Source organism: Sphingobacterium sp. ML3W (assembly GCF_000747525.1).
In the GTDB taxonomy this organism is placed as follows: domain Bacteria; phylum Bacteroidota; class Bacteroidia; order Sphingobacteriales; family Sphingobacteriaceae; genus Sphingobacterium.
Genome location: NZ_CP009278.1, coordinates 3,991,339 through 4,010,560, shown reverse-complemented (window position 1 = coordinate 4,010,560; position 19,222 = coordinate 3,991,339). Strand labels below are relative to the sequence as shown.

At 39.4% G+C, this 19,222-nt stretch carries 9 protein-coding genes; 1 reads left to right on the top strand and 8 read right to left on the bottom strand.

Annotation, left to right across the window (positions count from 1 at the left end):
• Window positions 1-21 precede the first annotated feature (21 nt).
• Window positions 22-816, top strand: a complete 795-nt coding sequence (locus KO02_RS17180) for a DUF1080 domain-containing protein (RefSeq protein ID WP_081918414.1) — start codon at window positions 22-24, stop codon at window positions 814-816.
• Between the two features lie 174 nt (window positions 817-990).
• Here the strand turns inward: KO02_RS17180 and KO02_RS17175 are convergent, their stop codons facing one another.
• Genes KO02_RS17175 through KO02_RS17140 form a run of 8 tightly spaced genes read right to left on the bottom strand, consistent with a single transcriptional unit; the run spans window position 991 to window position 18,796 of the window.
• Window positions 991-1,542, bottom strand: a complete 552-nt coding sequence (locus tag KO02_RS17175) for a hypothetical protein (protein ID WP_051960011.1) — start codon at window positions 1,540-1,542, stop codon at window positions 991-993.
• On the bottom strand, window positions 1,539-2,786 hold the full coding sequence (locus KO02_RS17170) for a condensation domain-containing protein (RefSeq protein WP_038700257.1): 1,248 nt from the start codon (window positions 2,784-2,786) through the stop codon (window positions 1,539-1,541). The genes KO02_RS17175 and KO02_RS17170 overlap by 4 nt, the downstream gene beginning before the upstream one ends.
• Window positions 2,780-4,054 (bottom strand): condensation domain-containing protein, encoded by a 1,275-nt coding sequence (locus KO02_RS17165; RefSeq protein WP_038700255.1) that lies wholly within the window; start codon window positions 4,052-4,054, stop codon window positions 2,780-2,782. Before KO02_RS17165 ends, KO02_RS17170 begins: the two co-directional genes overlap by 7 nt.
• 3 nt (window positions 4,055-4,057) lie before the next feature.
• Entirely contained in the window at window positions 4,058-6,463 is a 2,406-nt protein-coding gene (locus KO02_RS24150) for a glycosyltransferase (protein WP_038700253.1), read from the bottom strand.
• Window positions 6,456-7,238 carry an alpha/beta fold hydrolase gene (locus KO02_RS17155; protein ID WP_038700251.1) on the bottom strand — a complete coding sequence of 261 codons (783 nt, stop codon included), beginning with the start codon at window positions 7,236-7,238 and terminating at the stop codon, window positions 6,456-6,458. Before KO02_RS17155 ends, KO02_RS24150 begins: the two co-directional genes overlap by 8 nt.
• Entirely contained in the window at window positions 7,229-7,528 is a 300-nt protein-coding gene (locus tag KO02_RS17150; RefSeq protein ID WP_038700250.1) for an acyl carrier protein, read from the bottom strand. The genes KO02_RS17155 and KO02_RS17150 overlap by 10 nt, the downstream gene beginning before the upstream one ends.
• Complete coding sequence (locus KO02_RS17145) at window positions 7,516-11,796, bottom strand: type I polyketide synthase (protein ID WP_038700248.1); 4,281 nt, start codon at window positions 11,794-11,796, stop codon at window positions 7,516-7,518. Before KO02_RS17145 ends, KO02_RS17150 begins: the two co-directional genes overlap by 13 nt.
• A gap of 19 nt (window positions 11,797-11,815) precedes the next feature.
• A complete protein-coding gene (locus KO02_RS17140; RefSeq protein WP_038702904.1) occupies window positions 11,816-18,796 on the bottom strand; it encodes a type I polyketide synthase in 6,981 nt (2,326 codons plus the stop codon).
• Between the last annotated feature and the right edge of the window lie 426 nt (window positions 18,797-19,222).

Here is a 19,222-nt window from a genome sequence, read left to right as displayed (position 1 = left end):
AATTAGATTTAGCTCATTAAGATGAACAAAATGATAAAATATGGTTGTTTGACAGTTGCAGCCTCTTTTTTGCTGGTGTCCTGTAATGCTGGGAATACTAAAGAAAGCCAAAGTCAAATTGCTGCTGCGGATAGTGCAATGAATGGTGAAGGCTTTATTGCCATGCTTGATCCTAATACATTGACGGGATGGGAAGGTGATAGCAGCTATTGGCATATGGATAGTGGTGTATTGGTTGGCGAAATTAAGGAAGGTGCAGAACCTTTAAAGAGTAATACTTTTTTGATCTGGAAAGGTGGAGAACCGGGTGATTTTGTGTTAAAATCTCAATTCCGGATTTCCGAAAATGGCAATAGTGGCATTAATTACCGAAGTGAACGTTTTACGGAATTGCCTTATGCATTGAAAGGGTACCAGGCTGATATTGATGGTAAGCATCAGTATACTGGTCAAAATTATGAGGAACGAAACAGAACGACTTTGGCCTATCGTGGACAACAAACTGAAATTCCTAATCCAACAGCGAGCATGCCTGGTGAGTCGAAAGGTAATGCTTGGAGTAGTTTGATTGTCTTGGATACTTTAGCGACGGCAGCGGAATTAGCTGATGTGGTAAAAGCAGGCGATTGGAATGAAATTGAGATTGTTGCAAAAGATAATAAGCTATCGCATTATATCAATGGGAAGTTAATTTCGGAGGTATTGGATAATGATCAAGTGAATCGCAAGGAAAAAGGATTAATCGGAGTACAAGTTCACGTTGGTCCTCCAATGAAGATTGAATACAAAGATATGCAAATCAAGATGCTGAAGTAAATTAATAAAAAGCCAGCGTTATTTGGATGATAGTCGGGAAGATTGTATAACGATACGTTAGATTTAATAAAAAGCTCAGCATTAGTTGAGCTTTTTATTTTAAAACAGATTTGCTTTAAGTTGTTTTAACAATATGACATGTGATTGCTTCGCAAATTTAATGTAAAATGTATTTTATTCATTTTCATTCACCGTGACAATTGATACCGGTTTATAAAAATGTTTTTTCAATTTCCGAATGGGCAGATAGGTAAATAATACAGAAAGTATACCAGCGAGGAAACCATCAAGAATAGCCATGGGAGCTGGATCTAACTTGTAATATTCGGATAAACTGAGTTGTGCAAGTACTAAGAAGCTTAAAATCAAGAGGCCAGTTGACAGCGCATGCATAATAGCCAGTTTAGCCATGAATCTGTTTTTATTGAGCTCGTCGACTATACGATATTCAATCGCCCCTTGATGGGCAGCCTCTGAAACTCTTTTAATGATGTCCACTGTTAGGATTAAGGGTAGAAATATCGCCATGGGAAGCGTGAGTCGAGCTAAACTTTGAGAACCCGCGAAGAAATGTGTATAACCCACTTCCTGAAAACTAGCGTACGCAACGAGGGTATTGAACACTATATTTGGAACAACATAATACATCATACGCTTTCTTAAAAAGAGTCTGAGTGTCGTTTTTGCTATTTTTTTTGGACGAGGGGAGGGGAATTTAAATTTCATATGGACGAGGTTAATAATTGAGTCGCCTTATCTTTAATTGCAATAGCTTGATCTTTAGTCAGAAAATCGGCATTAGACATAAATATGAAATCCATTTGGTTTTTGAAGGTGCTTACAACCAGCGTATTGGAGTTAAGCCAAGGGAAAGCAACCGTTGGACTGTATAGTGTTTCAAGTTCAAAGTTTTTAAAGTCATTTGGTATATTGAGTTTACCCATGTTCGATAAGGTAATATCATGACCTCCCGGACTTGATCGAAGTATGGCTATCATTTTCTGTACGATAGGATGCATTTGTTCTCCTAGCCAAAGAAGCTCTCTTACGTTCATTTTGTTTATCTTATGTACGAGGTCTTGTTTGATTCGTTTTGCATTTTCTAACAGACTTCCTGATTTTAGCGTGAGTTCGACTGTCGGTGCAAAAGCAAATATATAGTCTTCTTTTATTTCCGGAATAAAGTGTCGGATATCCACAGGACTTATCACTTTGCCCTTGGCAGCCTTTCCTTGTATCTGTTGAAAAGCCTGCATAAAAACAGCGCAAATAAAAGCATGCACAGAGATAGCATTAGTTTTACACTTTTCTGTGATGTGCTTTGTTGTTTGTGGATCTAATTTCCAATGCAGGGCATAATTGTCTCCTGAAGCCCTTTTTTTCGAGCATCGTTTTATTAGAAAAAATAATCGCGCTAACCCCAAATAGAACTCCGCTTTGAATTTCTTGTTTTTTTTACTGTATTCCACTGGAAGAAACTCTTGGATAGATTCGTAGGGTTCATAAGTCGCTAGGGATAAGGATGGTTCATCCAATAAACAAAGAAATTCTCTCATTAAGTTGGCGATTGTTGTGCCATCACAGATACAGTGAGGCATGACCCAAAGAATCTCGGATACTCCATCACCTTTAATCCAGATAAGTTGTGCTAATGGTTTGTTTTTTTCTACAAATAAACGAGACCATTCTTTTTCCGATTCAGTAAACCAATCCTTATCCGTTTTTCGTTGAATGATACGGAGAGGGATAGAATCAATATTTTTTTGCTCAACAAAGAGCGGCTGCTTTTCGTTGCTATTGTCTATTGTTGCTCTAAGTAATGCATGCTTTTGTTGAATTTTAGCTAATGCATTTTGAAAATTTTCTTCAGATAGTGCTCCTTTGATTTTCGCTGTGAATACAGCATTTAAAGGTGTGGTAGAATCCACATACATGATCCTTTCTACCATCAATAATTTTCGTCTTAGCATGATATCTTCAAAGAGTCTAGTTGTAGTTTTATTGTTCGGTTTATTTCATCGCGAATAGCCAATGCTTCAAAATGAGGTAGATAACCCTCACTTCCAACAAAAGAAAAGTCCATTTCGTTTCTAAAGGTAGATGTAACGAGTGTAGTCGTGTTCCCTAAAGGACCAATGACAGTAGGACTGAAAATAGTATCCAATGTAAAGGATTCATATTGATGTGGAATTTGAATGCGACCTAAATTGGAAAACATACAATCATTGGATGATTTTCCATTTTTCAATAACTTGGTAAAATTACCTAAGGCATCATGGGCTGATTCCATAACCATCATGGTGATGTATGGATTGAGCTTGGCTGTTTTACGATCCACGCTTGCTTGCATCAAACGGAGATTTTCTTCGAAACTCATTTTTTTATTTGAGGATAATACAATCATTAGTCCAAATGCAAAGAGATGATCATCTTTTATCTGTGGAGCAAATCGTCTAATATCTACAGGACAGGAGACTTTGTTGAAGGCCGCATTACCTCTTATTTTTAAAAATGCTTGAAGTAAGATTGCGCATAAGAATGTGTTGACCGTAAAACCATTTGATTTGCAATGGGTGATGATTTGTTGGCTTAAATCCTGATCAAATTTCCAGTGAATCAGATAATCTTCCTTACGTTCGATAGCTCTTTTGCCTGTCGGTATAAATTTAATAGCAGTAGCGGCTAGACGGCCGATAAACTTGGCTTTGAATTGTTGTTTACGACTAGCTAGTAAGTTTTGGGGCACCACGTCTTGAATGCCGAGTATGGGTTTTTCTACGCCAATATCCACCGTTGGGTTATCCAGTACTGCAAGAAATTCGCGCAATAACGACATCGCAGAACCGCCATCACATATACAGTGATGAAAAACCAATAACATATCGGAAACTTCTTCCCCTTTTATCCAGATGAATCGTATCATTGGCAGCTTACTACCATCAAATGAGGTATTCCATTCTTTTTTTGATTCTTGCAGCCAATCTTCTTCAGTTTTTCTAGTCATCACACGTATAGGTATTGAAATGCCCTTTTCGGGCACTTCAAACCAAGGTGTTTGTTTCTGATCAAGACTAATGAGTGCTTTTAACCAAGGATGTTTCTCTTGAATTTTAAATAAGGCATGTTGTATATCTGCCTCTTTAAAGGAACCCTTTAGTCTAAATGGAATAACAGCATTGAACGGTTCTGCTCCATCGCCCAAAAGCATACGCTCTCCAAATAACAATTTTCTCTTCATACTCTATACAGTAGCTAATGTTGCTTGTTCTTTTTCTGCAAAATTTTCTAACAATTCTACCGCCTTGTCATTTCCGCCAGCAGCGGTAAAGGTGTCTAGCACTTCTTTGGCAGCATTCCTGTATTTAGGATTTTCCAATAATTCAAAAACGGTTTCACGTAACGCTTCCACACGTAATCGTTTGTATCGGATACTGATACCACAACCTGCTTGTTCAATTAATTTTGCAATATGAAAATGATCATAAGCAATTGGAGTAATTAACATTGGCAATCCATTGCGGAAGGTATCATTAACGGTATTGAAACCACCATGACAGATGACCATATCCATATGAGGCATTAATGCTGATTGGGGGACAAAGCTACTTACGATGAAATTGGAAGGCCATTCTTCAAAAATTTCGGGCGGAGTAGCTGCTACAATCGTGACAGGCTGATCAGCAAAGGCTGCAATGATTTTTTCAAAGAAGGCTTTTCGGATTTCGACCAAGAGTGTACCTAACGATACAAATATTTTTGGTGTGGTAGACGCATTTAACTTTTCCCAATCAAATGAAGCATCGTTTGGACGTCCTTTTACTGGGCCCACAAATTTCATATGTGATGGAACGGTATCAAAACCGGCAAAAGCTTGTGAAGTAAACACCAAATTTAATTTATGAGAATGAATGAAAATTCCATCTTCATAAATCCCTATTTCTTTTTGGAGACCTTTAATCAGGTTTTGCTGCCATTCGAATATTTTTGGAGCGCTTTTCTCGGTGTCTCCCATGACGTCTGGAGGGACTGGAGTTGTCGTTACGCACGGAATATTGTGTTTATGAGCAAAGAGTGCTCCCCCAAATGCAATACAATCATTGACAATCACATCGGGCTTCCAGTTTTCTATCAAACGCGCTAATCCTGGCATCATCATCTTGGCAAATGGTACATAAGTTTCCTCCAATGCCAGTTTCATCACCTCAGGACCAGAACAAGCAGGTCCGTCATCCTGTCTTTTTAGAATACGTTTGATTTCATCCTGATACGGAATAAGATCTTCTTCAGGATAAAAGTAGCTTCCACCTTCTGGAATATGTTTGTTGTCCAAAGGGGTAATACCAAACCATTTTACCTCATGCCCACGAGCAATAAGACTTGCTCCCACACTTAATGTTGGGCTTATATGTCCAAAAAATGGTGGAACTACAAATAAGAATTTTGATTTTACCATGGAATGAGTTGAAATGGAGTGAAGTGTTCTTTCTAAAATATCGGCGGCAGTAGAAGTGCCTCCTGCATTAATGAATGATCGGCTAACGAGTTGGGCAGCTTCACGATAACTTGGATTATCCAAAATCGTATTTACAGCTTCTTTTAAATGATGTGATTTGAATCTATTGAAATTTAGTCGTTCTCCAGCACCTGTACGTACCACGCGTCCGGCTACATGAGATTGGTCATAAGCAATAGGGATAACAACGAGGGGTAATCCATGAAGTAATGTTTCAGATACGGTATTGTGTCCGCCATGACAAACGACCCCCGTCAAATGAGCCAGTAATTCCAATTGAGGAACTTGTTCATAGACCATAAAATTTTCTGGCCAATAATCAAAAAGCTGCGGGTCTGATACAACGATAACAGTAATTTGCTCTCCTTGGAATGCATCGATTACTTTTTGAAAAAAAGCTTTTTTATGTTCATGGTCGAATGTTGTACCAATACTGACCAAGATTTTTCTCTTGGTGTCTTGATGAAATCTGTCCCAATCAAATGAACACGAAGTACGGCGTTCGGTTAAGACAGGGCCAGTAAATTGATAATTTGGTGGTAAGTCCATTTCGCCAAAGAAATGCTTGGAAGTCAATACTAATGTGAGTAAATCCGAGCAAGCGAGCGAATGATGTCCCATGATGCCTAATTCCTGTTGCAAGGATACGATTTGATTGATTTCCCATTCGTGAACCTTTGGTAGCTCATTCATGATTTTAATCGCCGCAGGAGCCGTAACAGAGGTGCAATAAGGTATTCCAAGCATCTTTGCCGCTATCGGACCCGCAAATAACTGCTGGTCTGTAATGACCAAATCGGGCTGGAAGGTCTTTAATAAAGCAATGATACCCTTATAGCAATGTCTATTTAATGGGATAAGAACCTCTTCGTATAAGAATTTGATACTATCAATACCATAAACAACCTTTTGAGAGATGATATCTAAGTATTGCTCGCTTTCTTGTTTTTCTTTGTCGGTTTGATCGTATTGAATAAGCAGGAGCTGTCCACCTTCTGGTAGCTTGTAAATCAGATTTTTATCGAGGCTGATCCATGCAACTTCATGGCCTCTTTTCAATAATTCGGCGCCGATGCTTAAAGTTGGATTGACATGGCCTGTCAAAGGTGGAACAACGAATACATATTTAGCCATAGTTTTTGATAAAGATTTTGGTAAAAAAATGAACGATGGTTTCTGCTATACGAGTCGGTTCTTGTATAGGAATGTTATGATCGCCTGGTATCAATTCAAGTGTTGACTCATCAATCTGTTCTTTCAGCCATTCGCCAGTAGGTCTACAATTGGAATCTGCTCCGTACAATAACAAGGTAGGTATAGGCAATTGGGCCGTAATGATGTTTTCTAGAAAATGCTTCTCCGTGACCATATCTGTTTTGATGCTGGTCTGTTGAAATAAGAATTCATATTGACGGTGATTTTTTTCCATTTGTCTTTTACCCATTTTTACCTTTGTTGTGTCGGTGAAATTGGCTACATAATGTTCCAGAAACTCCTTACTATACTCCTCGATGATATCACGCGCTTTTTCATCTTGTGGATCAGGCGCCTCCATGATGACCAGTTTTTGTATACGATCGGGCTCTAGTAGGGCTGTTTTCAGGGCAATTAGTCCACCAAAGCTATAACCAACTAGAAAAACTTGCTCGAGCTGAAGATTGTCCATCAGGTCTAATAAGTCGGTAGACATATTATTCAGATCATATCCAGTCAAAATACGTTCACTCATACCATGACTTTTCAAGTCATACATCACCACGTGAAAGTGTTGCGCCAAAATGGGCGCGATATTAAAATAATAAACAGAAAGATTGCTAAACATACCATGGATCAATACCACGGTTTGTTTAGCTCCTTTGTTTAGTTCTTGTATATGAACTTTTTTATTGTTTACGTCAATTATTGGCATTCGTAGATATAGTTGATAATCATGCGGAGGTCAAGGTTGATTAATTGATCCAAATCCATGGAAGATAACCAGCCCGTAAAATCAATTTGCTCTCCAAAATGTGTTTTGATTTTCTCTGAAAAAGAGACAATCTCGATACTGTCCATTTCCAAATCTTTCGTAAAAGAACTTTCTGGCGTAATATCCATTTCTTCTACAAATTCTTCTCCTATCACTTCCGTAATAAAACCTTTTAAAAGGGTGAATAACTCTTCGTGGTTCATTTTTAATGTTGAATTTACAGTGTCCATCCGATAATATAATTATTGTGTTTTATAGTTTTAATTTCAATATTGTTGATCCATAGGTGATCGTTCTGAATAACCGTCACCTCGTATGCTTTAGGGTTTCCTTGGAGTCCTTTTCCAATATATTTCCCATAAGCTTCTTTAGCTACCCAAAAGCGGGTGGTCCATTCAGCTTGATCTCTGTCTTTTAATAACGCGCGTTCAGCATCAGTAAATACCAATGGGTAAAAGCCCGAGCTACGCTCTTCGATAATTTCCATATCAATGCCAACTGGTCTATCATATCGTGCGATAGCTACTGCGTCTTTTCCTTTGTGGGCTAATGAAACATGTATTTGATCTGTAGCATCGCCAATTAGATATGGTTTACCAGCCTCATCAGCACTTATTTCAAAAGTAATCGGGTAGTGTGCATACCCTTTTTGTTCGAGTAAAAGATGACGTACAGCATCTTTTACCGCAACACGACTGATCATCCAGGTTTTTCGTTTATTAGGCATCAACTGTTGGTAGTATTGTTTTTCTTTTTGATTGAAATAACGCTTGAGCACAAAATCCCAGGAAGCAACGCGAGAATAAGCCTGATGAAAGAAAAATACTTCTGGTGTAATTTGTTCAGAAAGGCGGTTATGTGAAGGAGACATGGAAACGTTCCATAAAGCGTCGTCTATTTCCAGTCTTCGGTTTTGCCATCCGCTGATGGCGCACCATATTTTTCCATCTCTTTTCAGTACAATTTTTCCGATAGCAAATTCTGCGTTCAACTCTGTTAGCATACAGGTACATTCAAACATACCCTCCTGATCAAGCATCTCTTCAAAGAACTCAATTTCCTTGATTTTAACAGGAAAAGCGATCCTATCTTGTGTTAGCGTAAGTTGTAGCCACAGACCAAATAATTGGCCTGCATTATCCAATAATGACCCTTTACCACCATTACCTTTGATCATTCCTATAATGCCTTTAGTTCCCACAGCTACGATTTCTGTAATACCTTGGTAGGCATGACCATGAAACATGTGATTCTCATAGATCTCTTCTGGCGTTCTATGGATTGGTAACAGATCTCCAATAGACAGGTTGAATTCAGGAGTTTGAATTGGAGATGTTTTTAAAAACACTTCGGCATTCGCAAAATTCTCAATATCTAGATAAGCATGGTGGAGTGCACGCCATTCACCCTTTATGGTTTTCTCAAATGTTTTCGCCACATTCATCCATTGGAATACATTCACATGCATAATTTTATGCACTTGTGTTCCCTGTATTTCAGCTTGTGCAGTTTCTGCCAATAGTTCAAAGATCATAGTCATCGGAATAACGGGTTCCATATCCGCTACAGGAGTCCATCCCGCAGGTTGTCTAAGCAAACTATGATAGATTAAATAAGGGTCACTTGCCAAACTGACTTGTAAAAGTTTATCGAAACTTGTACTTGTGGGTCTATTAAGGACGGATGTATTTGCAGGTAAGCTTACAATATTAGTCTGTGCTGGAACCGGAAAAGTTGTCTGATTCGATAGCCTGTTTTCAGAACGCTGTTGGAAGAGCGCCAGTACTTCTTCTTGCATACTGATCATATCCGTTATATTATCTTGAAAAGCTTGTACAAGTGGGTGATTCGCTTTGTTTGATGTAGTACCTACTTTTTTCGAAGTCTCAAAAGACTTGGCTAAAACCTTCATCTCATTAAAGTCTCGAATAATAGGTAAACCTAATTGCAACTTAATCCTATTTGTTGACGACTTTATTGGTTTAGTATTTACATCTAGAAAGTCTAATGCCACTTCTTTTCCTTCCACAAAAAGAGCGCTGATTACACGCTGCAATTGGGTTAGTGCAGATCGGGTAGGTCCACTTGAAGTTATTGTACTGAAAGCTTTCCCCTTTAAGGTATCATCGATAAAACCAATTAATCCTCCGGCACCGACCTGGATGAAGAATCTTGCGCCTTCTTCATAAAGTTTTTCAGTCAGTTCTCTAAAACGAACCGGTTGAACGAGATGTTCTGCACTTAATTGCCTGATGGCATCTTGCTCTTTGGGGTAGGGGGCTAAAGTTGTTGCAGACCATAATGGGATTTTTGTTTGTTGAAAACGAACCTGATCCATCCCCGCTAAAATCACATCGAGTTTGTCCGCTACAAAGGGTGTATGAAATCCCGATTGAAACGGTAATATTTGATGAAATATTTGTTTCGACTTTAATACTGGGACTAATTCATCTAGTGCCGCATTGCTGCCGCAAAGTATGACTTGGTGTGGGCAGTTATCGTTCGAGATATAAAGATTGGGTATTTGCGCTATGATTGGCGTTATTTGTTCAATACCCGTACCTATGGCAATAAATTTAGAATCCTTTAACTCAAACGTTGATGGATGGAGCACATTGATTAATGCTGTTACAGAGCTGGCTTCTGCTAATTCGGATGAGTAGCCAGCGAGCCATTCACCTAAACTATGTCCGGCATTCATATCGGGGAAAATACCCAGTTTTTTCAAGGCACTATCTAGTATGCTACATTTGTTGAAAATGGCTAAAGCATCTGTCAATAAACCTTCTCCTTCTGTTTCGATAGGTTCTGTTAATCCAAAATAGCGACTTACACTTTCTACTTCACCTTTGGCTAAACCATCTAAGCCTGGAAACACAAAGGCAATTTTGCCACCATCTTTCAGTAAAGGGGCAGCGGTATACCAAATATCCTGTTTGTTACGCCAAGGATTGCCTTTGGAGACAATCTTTATCGCTTTTTGTATTCTTTCTGGTGTAGGATCAAAAATAGCAAGCCGATGGTCGCCATGGCCTACTGTGCTCTCGTTGTTTCCTAATGCAGCTAGAAGTTCCTCTTGGCTAGTTCTAGCGAGTAGTAAAACTGTATCTTTTTTAGGCATATCATAGCCTTCGAGTACGACGTGTGCATTGATCCCTCCAAATCCAAATGCATTGACAGCAGCAATTTTTGGTAAGCCCGACTGGGACCAGTTTTTAGCATCCTGTACGGGTGCAAATCTGGTAAATTGCATGTCTGCTGTCGGATTTTCGCAGTATAGTGTTGGGGGTAAAATATCATGATGAAGCGCTAAACAGGTCTTTATCAATCCCGCTATGCCAGCTGCTGGCATGGCGTGACCGATGTTTGATTTAACAGATCCGATTCCAGCGATAGGAAACGAATCTTCTTTACCAAAAAATTGTGCTAGAGTCTGGAGCTCAGTCTTGTCTCCAAGTGGGGTTCCAGTACCATGGGCTTCTAAGTATCCTATTTGTTGTTTATCTAAACTCGAATTGGACCAAGCCTGCTGTAAGGCTTTTAATTGACCTTTGACTGAGGGACTCATCACACTAGTACCGCTACCATCACTACTTACGCCTACACCTTTAATGACTGCATAGATTTTATCTTGATCACGTATCGCATCTTCCATTCGTTTTAAGACTACAAAGCCACAACCTTCTCCAATCAATAATCCATCTGCATCATGACTGAATGGTTTGATTTGTTCTTGACGTGATAAAGCACCTAATTGTGTGAAGATACTCCAAAAGGCAGCATTTTGACCAGTATGTACGCCACCTGCGACTACCATATTACAACGTCCGCGATGGAGTTCTTGTACCGCATGGTCGACTGCAATTAAGGCGCTCGCACATGCTGCATCAACAGTAAAAGCAACTCCTCCTAAATTAAATCGATTGGCAACTAAAGAAGCAACTAGATTGGGGATTAACCCCATTGCTGTATCGGCACTAAATCGCCCTTTTCTTTCCTGAAAGGCATGTTTAACTTTCTCTAAATCTGCAGCAGATACTTGCGGTAACAGTTCTTGTAATAAAGAAGAAATCTGCTCACCAGTACGTACGATTTCGATAGCGCGTGTCGCACCCGGACCCGCATAGTTTCCTTTGCCAATAATGATACCTGTTTTCTCAAGCGAGGTTTGCTTGCGGAATACACCAGCATCTTCCAACGCTTTTTGTACTAGATCGAGCGTAAGTAGATGATCAGGTTCTGTCCCTTCAACTGCCAATGGTAATATACCGAAGGCAGTTGGGTCAAAAGTATAGTCAGGTATAAAACCTCCACGCTTACAATAAAAACGATCAATCGCATTGCTGTTTTTGTCAAAGTGAACGGGATCGATCCGGTCTTCCGGAGCTTCTTGCGTAGCATCTACTTTATTGACAATATTTTGCCAAAAAGTATGTGCATCTTTTGCTCCAGGGAAGACACAAGATAGTCCAACTATCGCAACATCTGTATTTTTCATAACTATTCTGTACCGATGTTTACCAATTGTTTCCCGACATAATCAATACTTGATTCTCAGTTCCGTAATTTATTTCATTCAGAAAAACTTCTTTTCCTTCTTCTAAAGGAATTAATGAAATACCGCGACGTTCATATTCTGTTTCTAAAGTCTGCGATACCATTCCCGCACCTTTCCAAGGCCCCCAGTTGATTGAAATGACTTTACCAGCTATGCGTTGGTTCAATGCTTGAGCATAGTCATCCATCACACTATTAGCGGCAGCATAATCGGTCTGACCTTTATTGCCATAAACGGAAGCAATACTTGAAAATAGAACAACAAATTGACAATCCGTGTGTAACTGTTCTGCTAATACACGCAATGGTTTTACTTTTGTATCAAAGACACGACTGAAAGAACTCGTCGTTTTCTGTCTGAAAAGTTTATCTTCCAATAAGCCTGCGCCATGGATGACACCATCAATTTTTCCGTATTTTCCATAGATGTCACGCAACAAGGTCCTTAGTCCTTGTTCGTCGCAAAGATCTAACGATTCGTAAACAACAGTACTGTCAAGTTGCTCCATATGACGGATAGTCCGTAGGATTTGGTTGTTCTTGAAAATTCTTACGGTCTCCTTTTCGATTTGTGCAGGAGCATTAAATTTCCCAGATTGAATGAGATGACTTCTAATCTCCTCTTTGGTTTTCAGACCTTCTATTTCTTTCATATGAGAAGCTCCAGTTCTTGGGTCTGCTGATCGACCGACAAGAATATAGGTACAGGGATGCGCTTCTGCCATGTGTTTGACGAGTTCGGAGGTAATACCTTGTCCACCACCAAGTACCAATACGACAGATTTAGAATCCAATTGAATATGTGCCTTTTCTAAACTATTTGGAAATGGTGTAGGTGTCAAATCCATACGGTGTCGTTGCTCATTCTTATAGATAACTTCAGCTTGTTTTTCTGTCGTCAGTATTTCCTTAAGCGCTATTTCGGCAATCTGTTCAGTTTCTTGAATTGTACTTAAATTAATTAATCTACAATTTGTCTGTTCAAATTCTCTAGCTAAGCTTTTGAATAAACCTGAGAAACCTTGATAATGCCTTAGTACATTGATGTCTTTTAACTCATTGAGATGTGATGAAGTATCTGAGATTAAATAAATCCACTTCGCTTTATCAAAATCAAGTTTCTGAATCAATGAAATATAATCAATGATACTATGTTTAACTGTTGAAGTGAAAAGATGAAGCATAATCAGTCCATCAAAATCAGAAAGATTAGCATCGATGTCGATTAATTCTACAAAAGCTCCATACTTCTGCAGACTGTTTTTTATCGCTATCGCTTGCTCACTATTATCTTTTGTAATGGCAAAACGTTTTCCCTTGATGAGTTCCATGTTTTGAGTGAGTGGCAATGCTGCAGGAGCTAATCCGAGGCTCAAACGTGATAGGGTGCTTTGAACAGGTTCATCATCTTGACTCATGTCTTTAATCCAGGTAGCCAATCCATTCAATGTTTTGATTGCAGCCAGTTTTTCCATTAAATCATCTGCTTGGTCCATATCATTACCAAAACCAATTTTGGTCTTAAGGTCACTGATGATTTCCATCCGTTTAATCGAGTCAATACTTAAGTCAGCTTCCATATCTAAGTCAAGTCCAAGCATCTCTTTGGGATAGCCTGTTTTTTCACTTACAATATCCAAAATTTCCGATTGTAGTTCTTGAAGTGTAAGTGGCGAATTTGCTATATTTGAACCTGTAGATTCAGTTGCTATCGGTATTTCCGTTAAGACTGTTTCACCCGTTAATTCTGTTAACCAAGAGACCAAACCACTTAAGGTTTTAATCGCTGCTAACTGTTCCATGATCGTATCTTCGTTGCTATTACCACCCGAGAAAAGGTTCAGTTCAGTACGGAGAGTTCCAATGATTTCCACTCTTTTGATGGAGTCAATGCTTAAATCCGCTTCAAGATCCATTTCCATACCCAACATTTCTTGCGGATAGCCCGTTTTTTCACTTACAACCTGTAGTAATATCGTTTTAATATCTTTTACCGGAGCTGTTCTTACTTGGCTTACGCTTGGTAATTGTTGTACAATTGGAGCTGCAGGTAATGCTGCTTGACGTTCAATAACGACATTAGGCAAGATTGGAGTAGGAACAGGCATTGGATTTACACCTGGATTTTGACCTAAAAAGGTCAGCATGACATCACGTTGCGCTTGTATCAGTAGTTTCATACTATTCAAATACTCTTGCAACATGCGTTCGGTAGCAAGTTGACTTTCAGATGCAGATGCCGGTTGATTGGCAAAGTTGTTCATTTGCAAAGGAGTTAATATGGGTAAAGCGCCATTGGTAGGCAATGTACCCGTAGTAGGTAGGGCAGATTGTCCATTAACACGCCAAATAGCAGAATTTTTCTTATAAAGTTCAGGTTGGTCAATATGGATAAAAGCAACATCACGACCATCAAAAAGTTGACTAATGTTAAAGCTACGCCCTGTACCTAAGTATTGTGCCAGCATTCCCAGCAGATGGGGCAGCTTATCATGGCTGTTATCTTCGACATGGAGCGTTACCTCGTCTTTATCTAAACAAGATTTAGTCAAGCCTGTCAATACTTTTCCAGGACCCACTTCGATAAATATACGGGCTCCATCATCATACATGGCCTCAATCTCTTCAACAAAACGAACAGGTTCAACTAAATGATCTGTTAATCTTGTTTTGATTTCCGTGCTATCTGTTGGATATAATGCGGCAGAGGTATTGGACCAAACCGGAATTTTCATATTCTGGAAAGAAATATCATTTAGGACCGTTTGGTACAGTTCTTTAGATTGATTGACCAGGGGACTATGAAAAGCACAAGCAACCTCCAGTTTTTTAGCAGAAATGCGTTCCTGCTTTAACAGGTCCATTAATTTATGGATGCCGATTGTGCTTCCGGCTGCTACACATTGTGATGGCGCATTAAAATTGACCAAATAGCAATCTTCTACTTGTTCAACAATAGATTTTAAACGACCTGCTGTTGCGTTTATGGCCACCATCGTGCCTGCATCACCATCTTCTACTGCGTCTAGAATAGCTTGAGCTCTTTTGGTACTTAATTCTACCAATTTATCTTCGGCAAATACACCAGCAAAACATAGAGCAGGTAATTCACCATAACTATGACCTGCAAGCATATCTGGAATGATACCTAAAGATTGCAGAAATTTAGCAATAGCAAGATCGATAATACCCAATAATGGTTGCGCTAAACGGGTATCTTTAATGGTTTCCTTTTGTTGTTTCAGTGTCTGGTCATCAAAAGTAGCAGAAGGGAAAACGACTTGTTCCAGTTCAGGATGTCCTACTAGTAGTTTGCGCATTTCAGGGAATAATACAAATAGGTTGCGAGCCATATTGATACGTTGACTACCTTGACCAGGGAATAGAAAGGCAACTTTTCCAGCTTTTTGTTTGACGATGTATGTGTCTTTACTTTCAATACCAGAGAGTACCAATTCGATTTTCATCATCAAATCCTCTGCAGTATCGGCAACGATGCTTAATTGAACTGGATCTATAGATCCAGTGGCTAAGCTATAGGCTATATTTTTTAAAGGGATATCATCGTTGGTGTCTAATATGGATTTAATCTGTATCAATTGATGTTTAGCTGCATCGTAGGTATTCCCACGGAAGACAAAAAGTTCTGATGGCCAAGCTTGAAGAGTAGCGGTACTGTTCTCTATAGGATGATTTGCAATTACGGTGTGGAAATTTGTTCCACCGAAACCAAAGGCACTAACTCCAGCATAACGATTCTTTTCTGTCCATAATCCACTTTCAGCATAAAATGCAAAGGGGCTAGTTTCTGCATTATAATAAGCATTTGGTTGCTGAAGGTGAAGAGTAGGGGGTTTTATCCCGTGATATACGGACAATGAAGCCTTAATTAGTCCAGCTAATCCGGCAGCACATTTGGTATGCCCAATTTGTGTTTTTACAGATCCCAAATGAGTTTGGCCAGGCAAAGCACCCGAGCGGCTGAATAGATTTGTCAGTGCACTCAGCTCCGTTTTATCTCCAACGACTGTTCCTGTTCCATGAGCTTCTACTAATCCAACACGTGCTGGGCTGATGCCCGCTTGCGCATATGCCCGTTCTAGCGCACGTACTTGGCCAATTTTTCTTGGAGCAGTAAGGCCAAGAGCTTTACCGTCGCTTGATCCGCCCACACCTTTTATCACAGAATAGATGCGGTCACCATCCCGTATAGCGTCTTCGTATCGTTTTAATACCATGATGGCAACACCTTCACCTAATGCAATACCATCGGCATCACTATCAAATGTCGCGCACCGACCTTTTCTAGAAAGAGCGTGAGTACTTGAAAACATCAGGTAGTCGTTGATACCATTATGTAAATCGGCGCCACCCGCTAATACCATATCCGATTTACCTAAAATCAATTCTTGACAGGCTAAATCAACAGCTGCTAGAGATGATGCACAAGCTGCGTCTACAGTGAAATTTCGCCCACCAAGATCGAGACGATTCGTAATACGACCAGCGATAACGTTGGCTAAAATACCAGGGAAGGAATCCTCAGTAGTATGCGGTAATGCAATCTTTACTTCTTCATGGAGCTCTCCAAAAACCTGCTTGTAATATCCTCTAAAGCTATAGCTATTGGCTAAGTCGTTACCTCCTTCAGCACCGATAATAACCGATATATTTTCTCTGTTAACACTTTTATCTCCATATCCAGCATTGTCCATGGCACGTTTAGCGACCAATAATGTTAATAACTGTGTCGGCTCGATAGCAGCAAGAGATTGAGGTGGGATTCCAAATGCCAAAGGATCAAAATCTATTTTAGGAATGAATCCACCCCATTTTGAATGGGATACATCTGGACCATCTACATCTGGGTGATAATATAAATCTTTATTCCAGCGTTCATCAGGTACTTCCGTTACGCTGTCTTTTCCTAAAATAATATTGCGCCAGTATTCTTCCAAGTTTTTAGCACCTGGGAAAATACATTCCATACCAATTACAGCCACATCCAATGGTTTTTCCAATGATGTGGGTTCTTCAGGTAAGGAGGCCTCTTGAATATGTATAAAATTGTCTGTACTCACGTTTTCATGGAGCTCGGCAAGGGACATTGCTTGATTTTGCATCGTAGCGACTTGACCGATCATATACATACCTAAGTCTAATTGTTTGTTTTTAGGTATATCGATAAGCTTATCGCCTTGACGTTCCACACCTTTAGCCGCTATGCGTAAGCGACCTACATTTAGTTTTTCGAGTTGTTCCCAGACCTGCTTTTTATCTACACCAGCGGTTAGTAGTTTCGTTTTTTCGGTATTAAAATGAGCCGCAAAAGCAGTATTCAAACAACGTGTTTCATGTCCCGGAGCTGTCTCTAATAAGACCGTATCTTTTGCATCGAGGGCTTGATTCTGAAACTCTTGTTGGATGGCCCCAGTACTTACCGCTTCTTGTGTATAGAGGTAAGCTGTTCCCATTAATACCCCAATTTTGACACCTCTAGCTGCTAATGGAGCTGCCATGATGGAAACAAAAGCAGTTGAAAAAGAGTCATGGATCCCACCTGCAAAAAATACACTGATGTTTTCAGGATGCTCTTCTTTTAAAATGCGCTCAATTTGTTTTTCCCATAAGACCATACTTGAGAGTGGTCCAACGTGACCACCACATTCACGACCTTCAAAGATGAAGTTTTTAGCACCTTCTTTTAAGAAAATATCTAATAGCGCAGGTGAAGGAACGTGCAGGAAGGTTTGTATTCCTGCTTTTTCGAATATTTTCGCTTGTGCAGGTCTTCCTCCGGCAATTAGTATCACAGGAGGTTTTGCCGCTAAGATATAGGAAGCTTGTTCATCTCTTAATTCTTGAGGAGCAAATCCTAAAATGCCAACACCCCATGTTTTTCCCCCAGCAAGGGCTTTAGTTTCTGTAATTAAAGCTTTTGCTGCTTCTCCTTTAAGTAAAGATAGGGCAACGAAAGATAGTGCACCCGCTTCAGAAACGGCCTTGGCAAATGAAGGAACATCACTAACTCGTGTCATTGGTCCTTGAGCAATCGGATAACGTAAGCCAAGTTGCTTCGCCATAATATTGTCCTGACGGATGATGTTTAACGTCTTCGCCTGTTTTAAATGCCCATACATAGCTTCCTTGAATCCAAAAATCATTTTCTTTAGATTTTTGAAATCTTCATATAAATCTATGGCAAGTGAAATATCCTGTCCCATGGGGATATAGCTTTGGGTAGGGTCTAAATCACTGAAATATTGTACGAGATCTTGAGCATTGATATTTTCGGGTAATTTAGGGGAATTTGGTCTGACCAATACCCGATGGTTCGCAATAACCTTAGTTTCTGTGCCATTCAGCTTTGAACATAGTTCTTTGAATGTCTTGGGAACTACACTTTCAGGGAATAATGCCAACTGGCTGTCCAATACAATTCCAGTAGCTCCCAAGGCTTTGGCCGCCGCAGCTGTGTGGAGCCCTATCCCTCCTTGCACCCATATTGGGATGGTCTGAATTTCTTTAATTACGCGTTGAAATAACACAAAAGTTGATTCGTAACCGACTAAACCACCGGCCTCGTTTCCTTTTATAATAATACCTTTTGCACCTGATTTCTCGGCTTGTCTAGCTTCCTCAATACTATTTACTTGATACAAAATCGGTATATCCGAAGTCAGTTGTATCGAACTACCAGCAGGAAGTATGATATACTTTACTTTTTCTGGAATCTGGAGTGATTTAAATTCAGCGTTAGGAATGTAAATTCCACATGCAGGTATAGCTAACTGTTCAAGTTCATCTAGAGATTCTTGAGCACTTGTTAACTGATTGCCTAAGCTTAAAAATGGATATGCACCTGCCTGATACAATTTTGGCATAAGGTTGACGTCAGGCTTTTCAAATGGCGTTAATCCAATTATTGTTAAATTTTTCATTGATGTTTTTGAGATGATAGCAGGAGCTTCCATAACAAAGCAGTAACACCTTTCGGTATTAATAGCGGTAGATGGTTATGGCGCCATAAAAATAGCTAATTTTTATCGTGTTTTTAATAATAAGGGAAATTTGATAATAGTTTTTTAACAAAAAAGTATTAATAGCTTGTGTATGATTAACTAAGATGTTATAGTTTGATTTATTTTGGAGAATATTAATTTATTGGTATGTTTTGGGCTTAGATGGGCTCTCAGTACATTATTTTGTCAGCTATGACTAATGCTGGAAATTAAAATAACTTTTAGAAGTGCACCATTTAGCCCAGATTATTGGCGTAATTTATTTTTTAAAATTTTGTTATTTCAGAAAAGAGAATAGGGTTAAAAATTAATATTCCAAAATTGTAAGAAATAGTATGTTCCTGT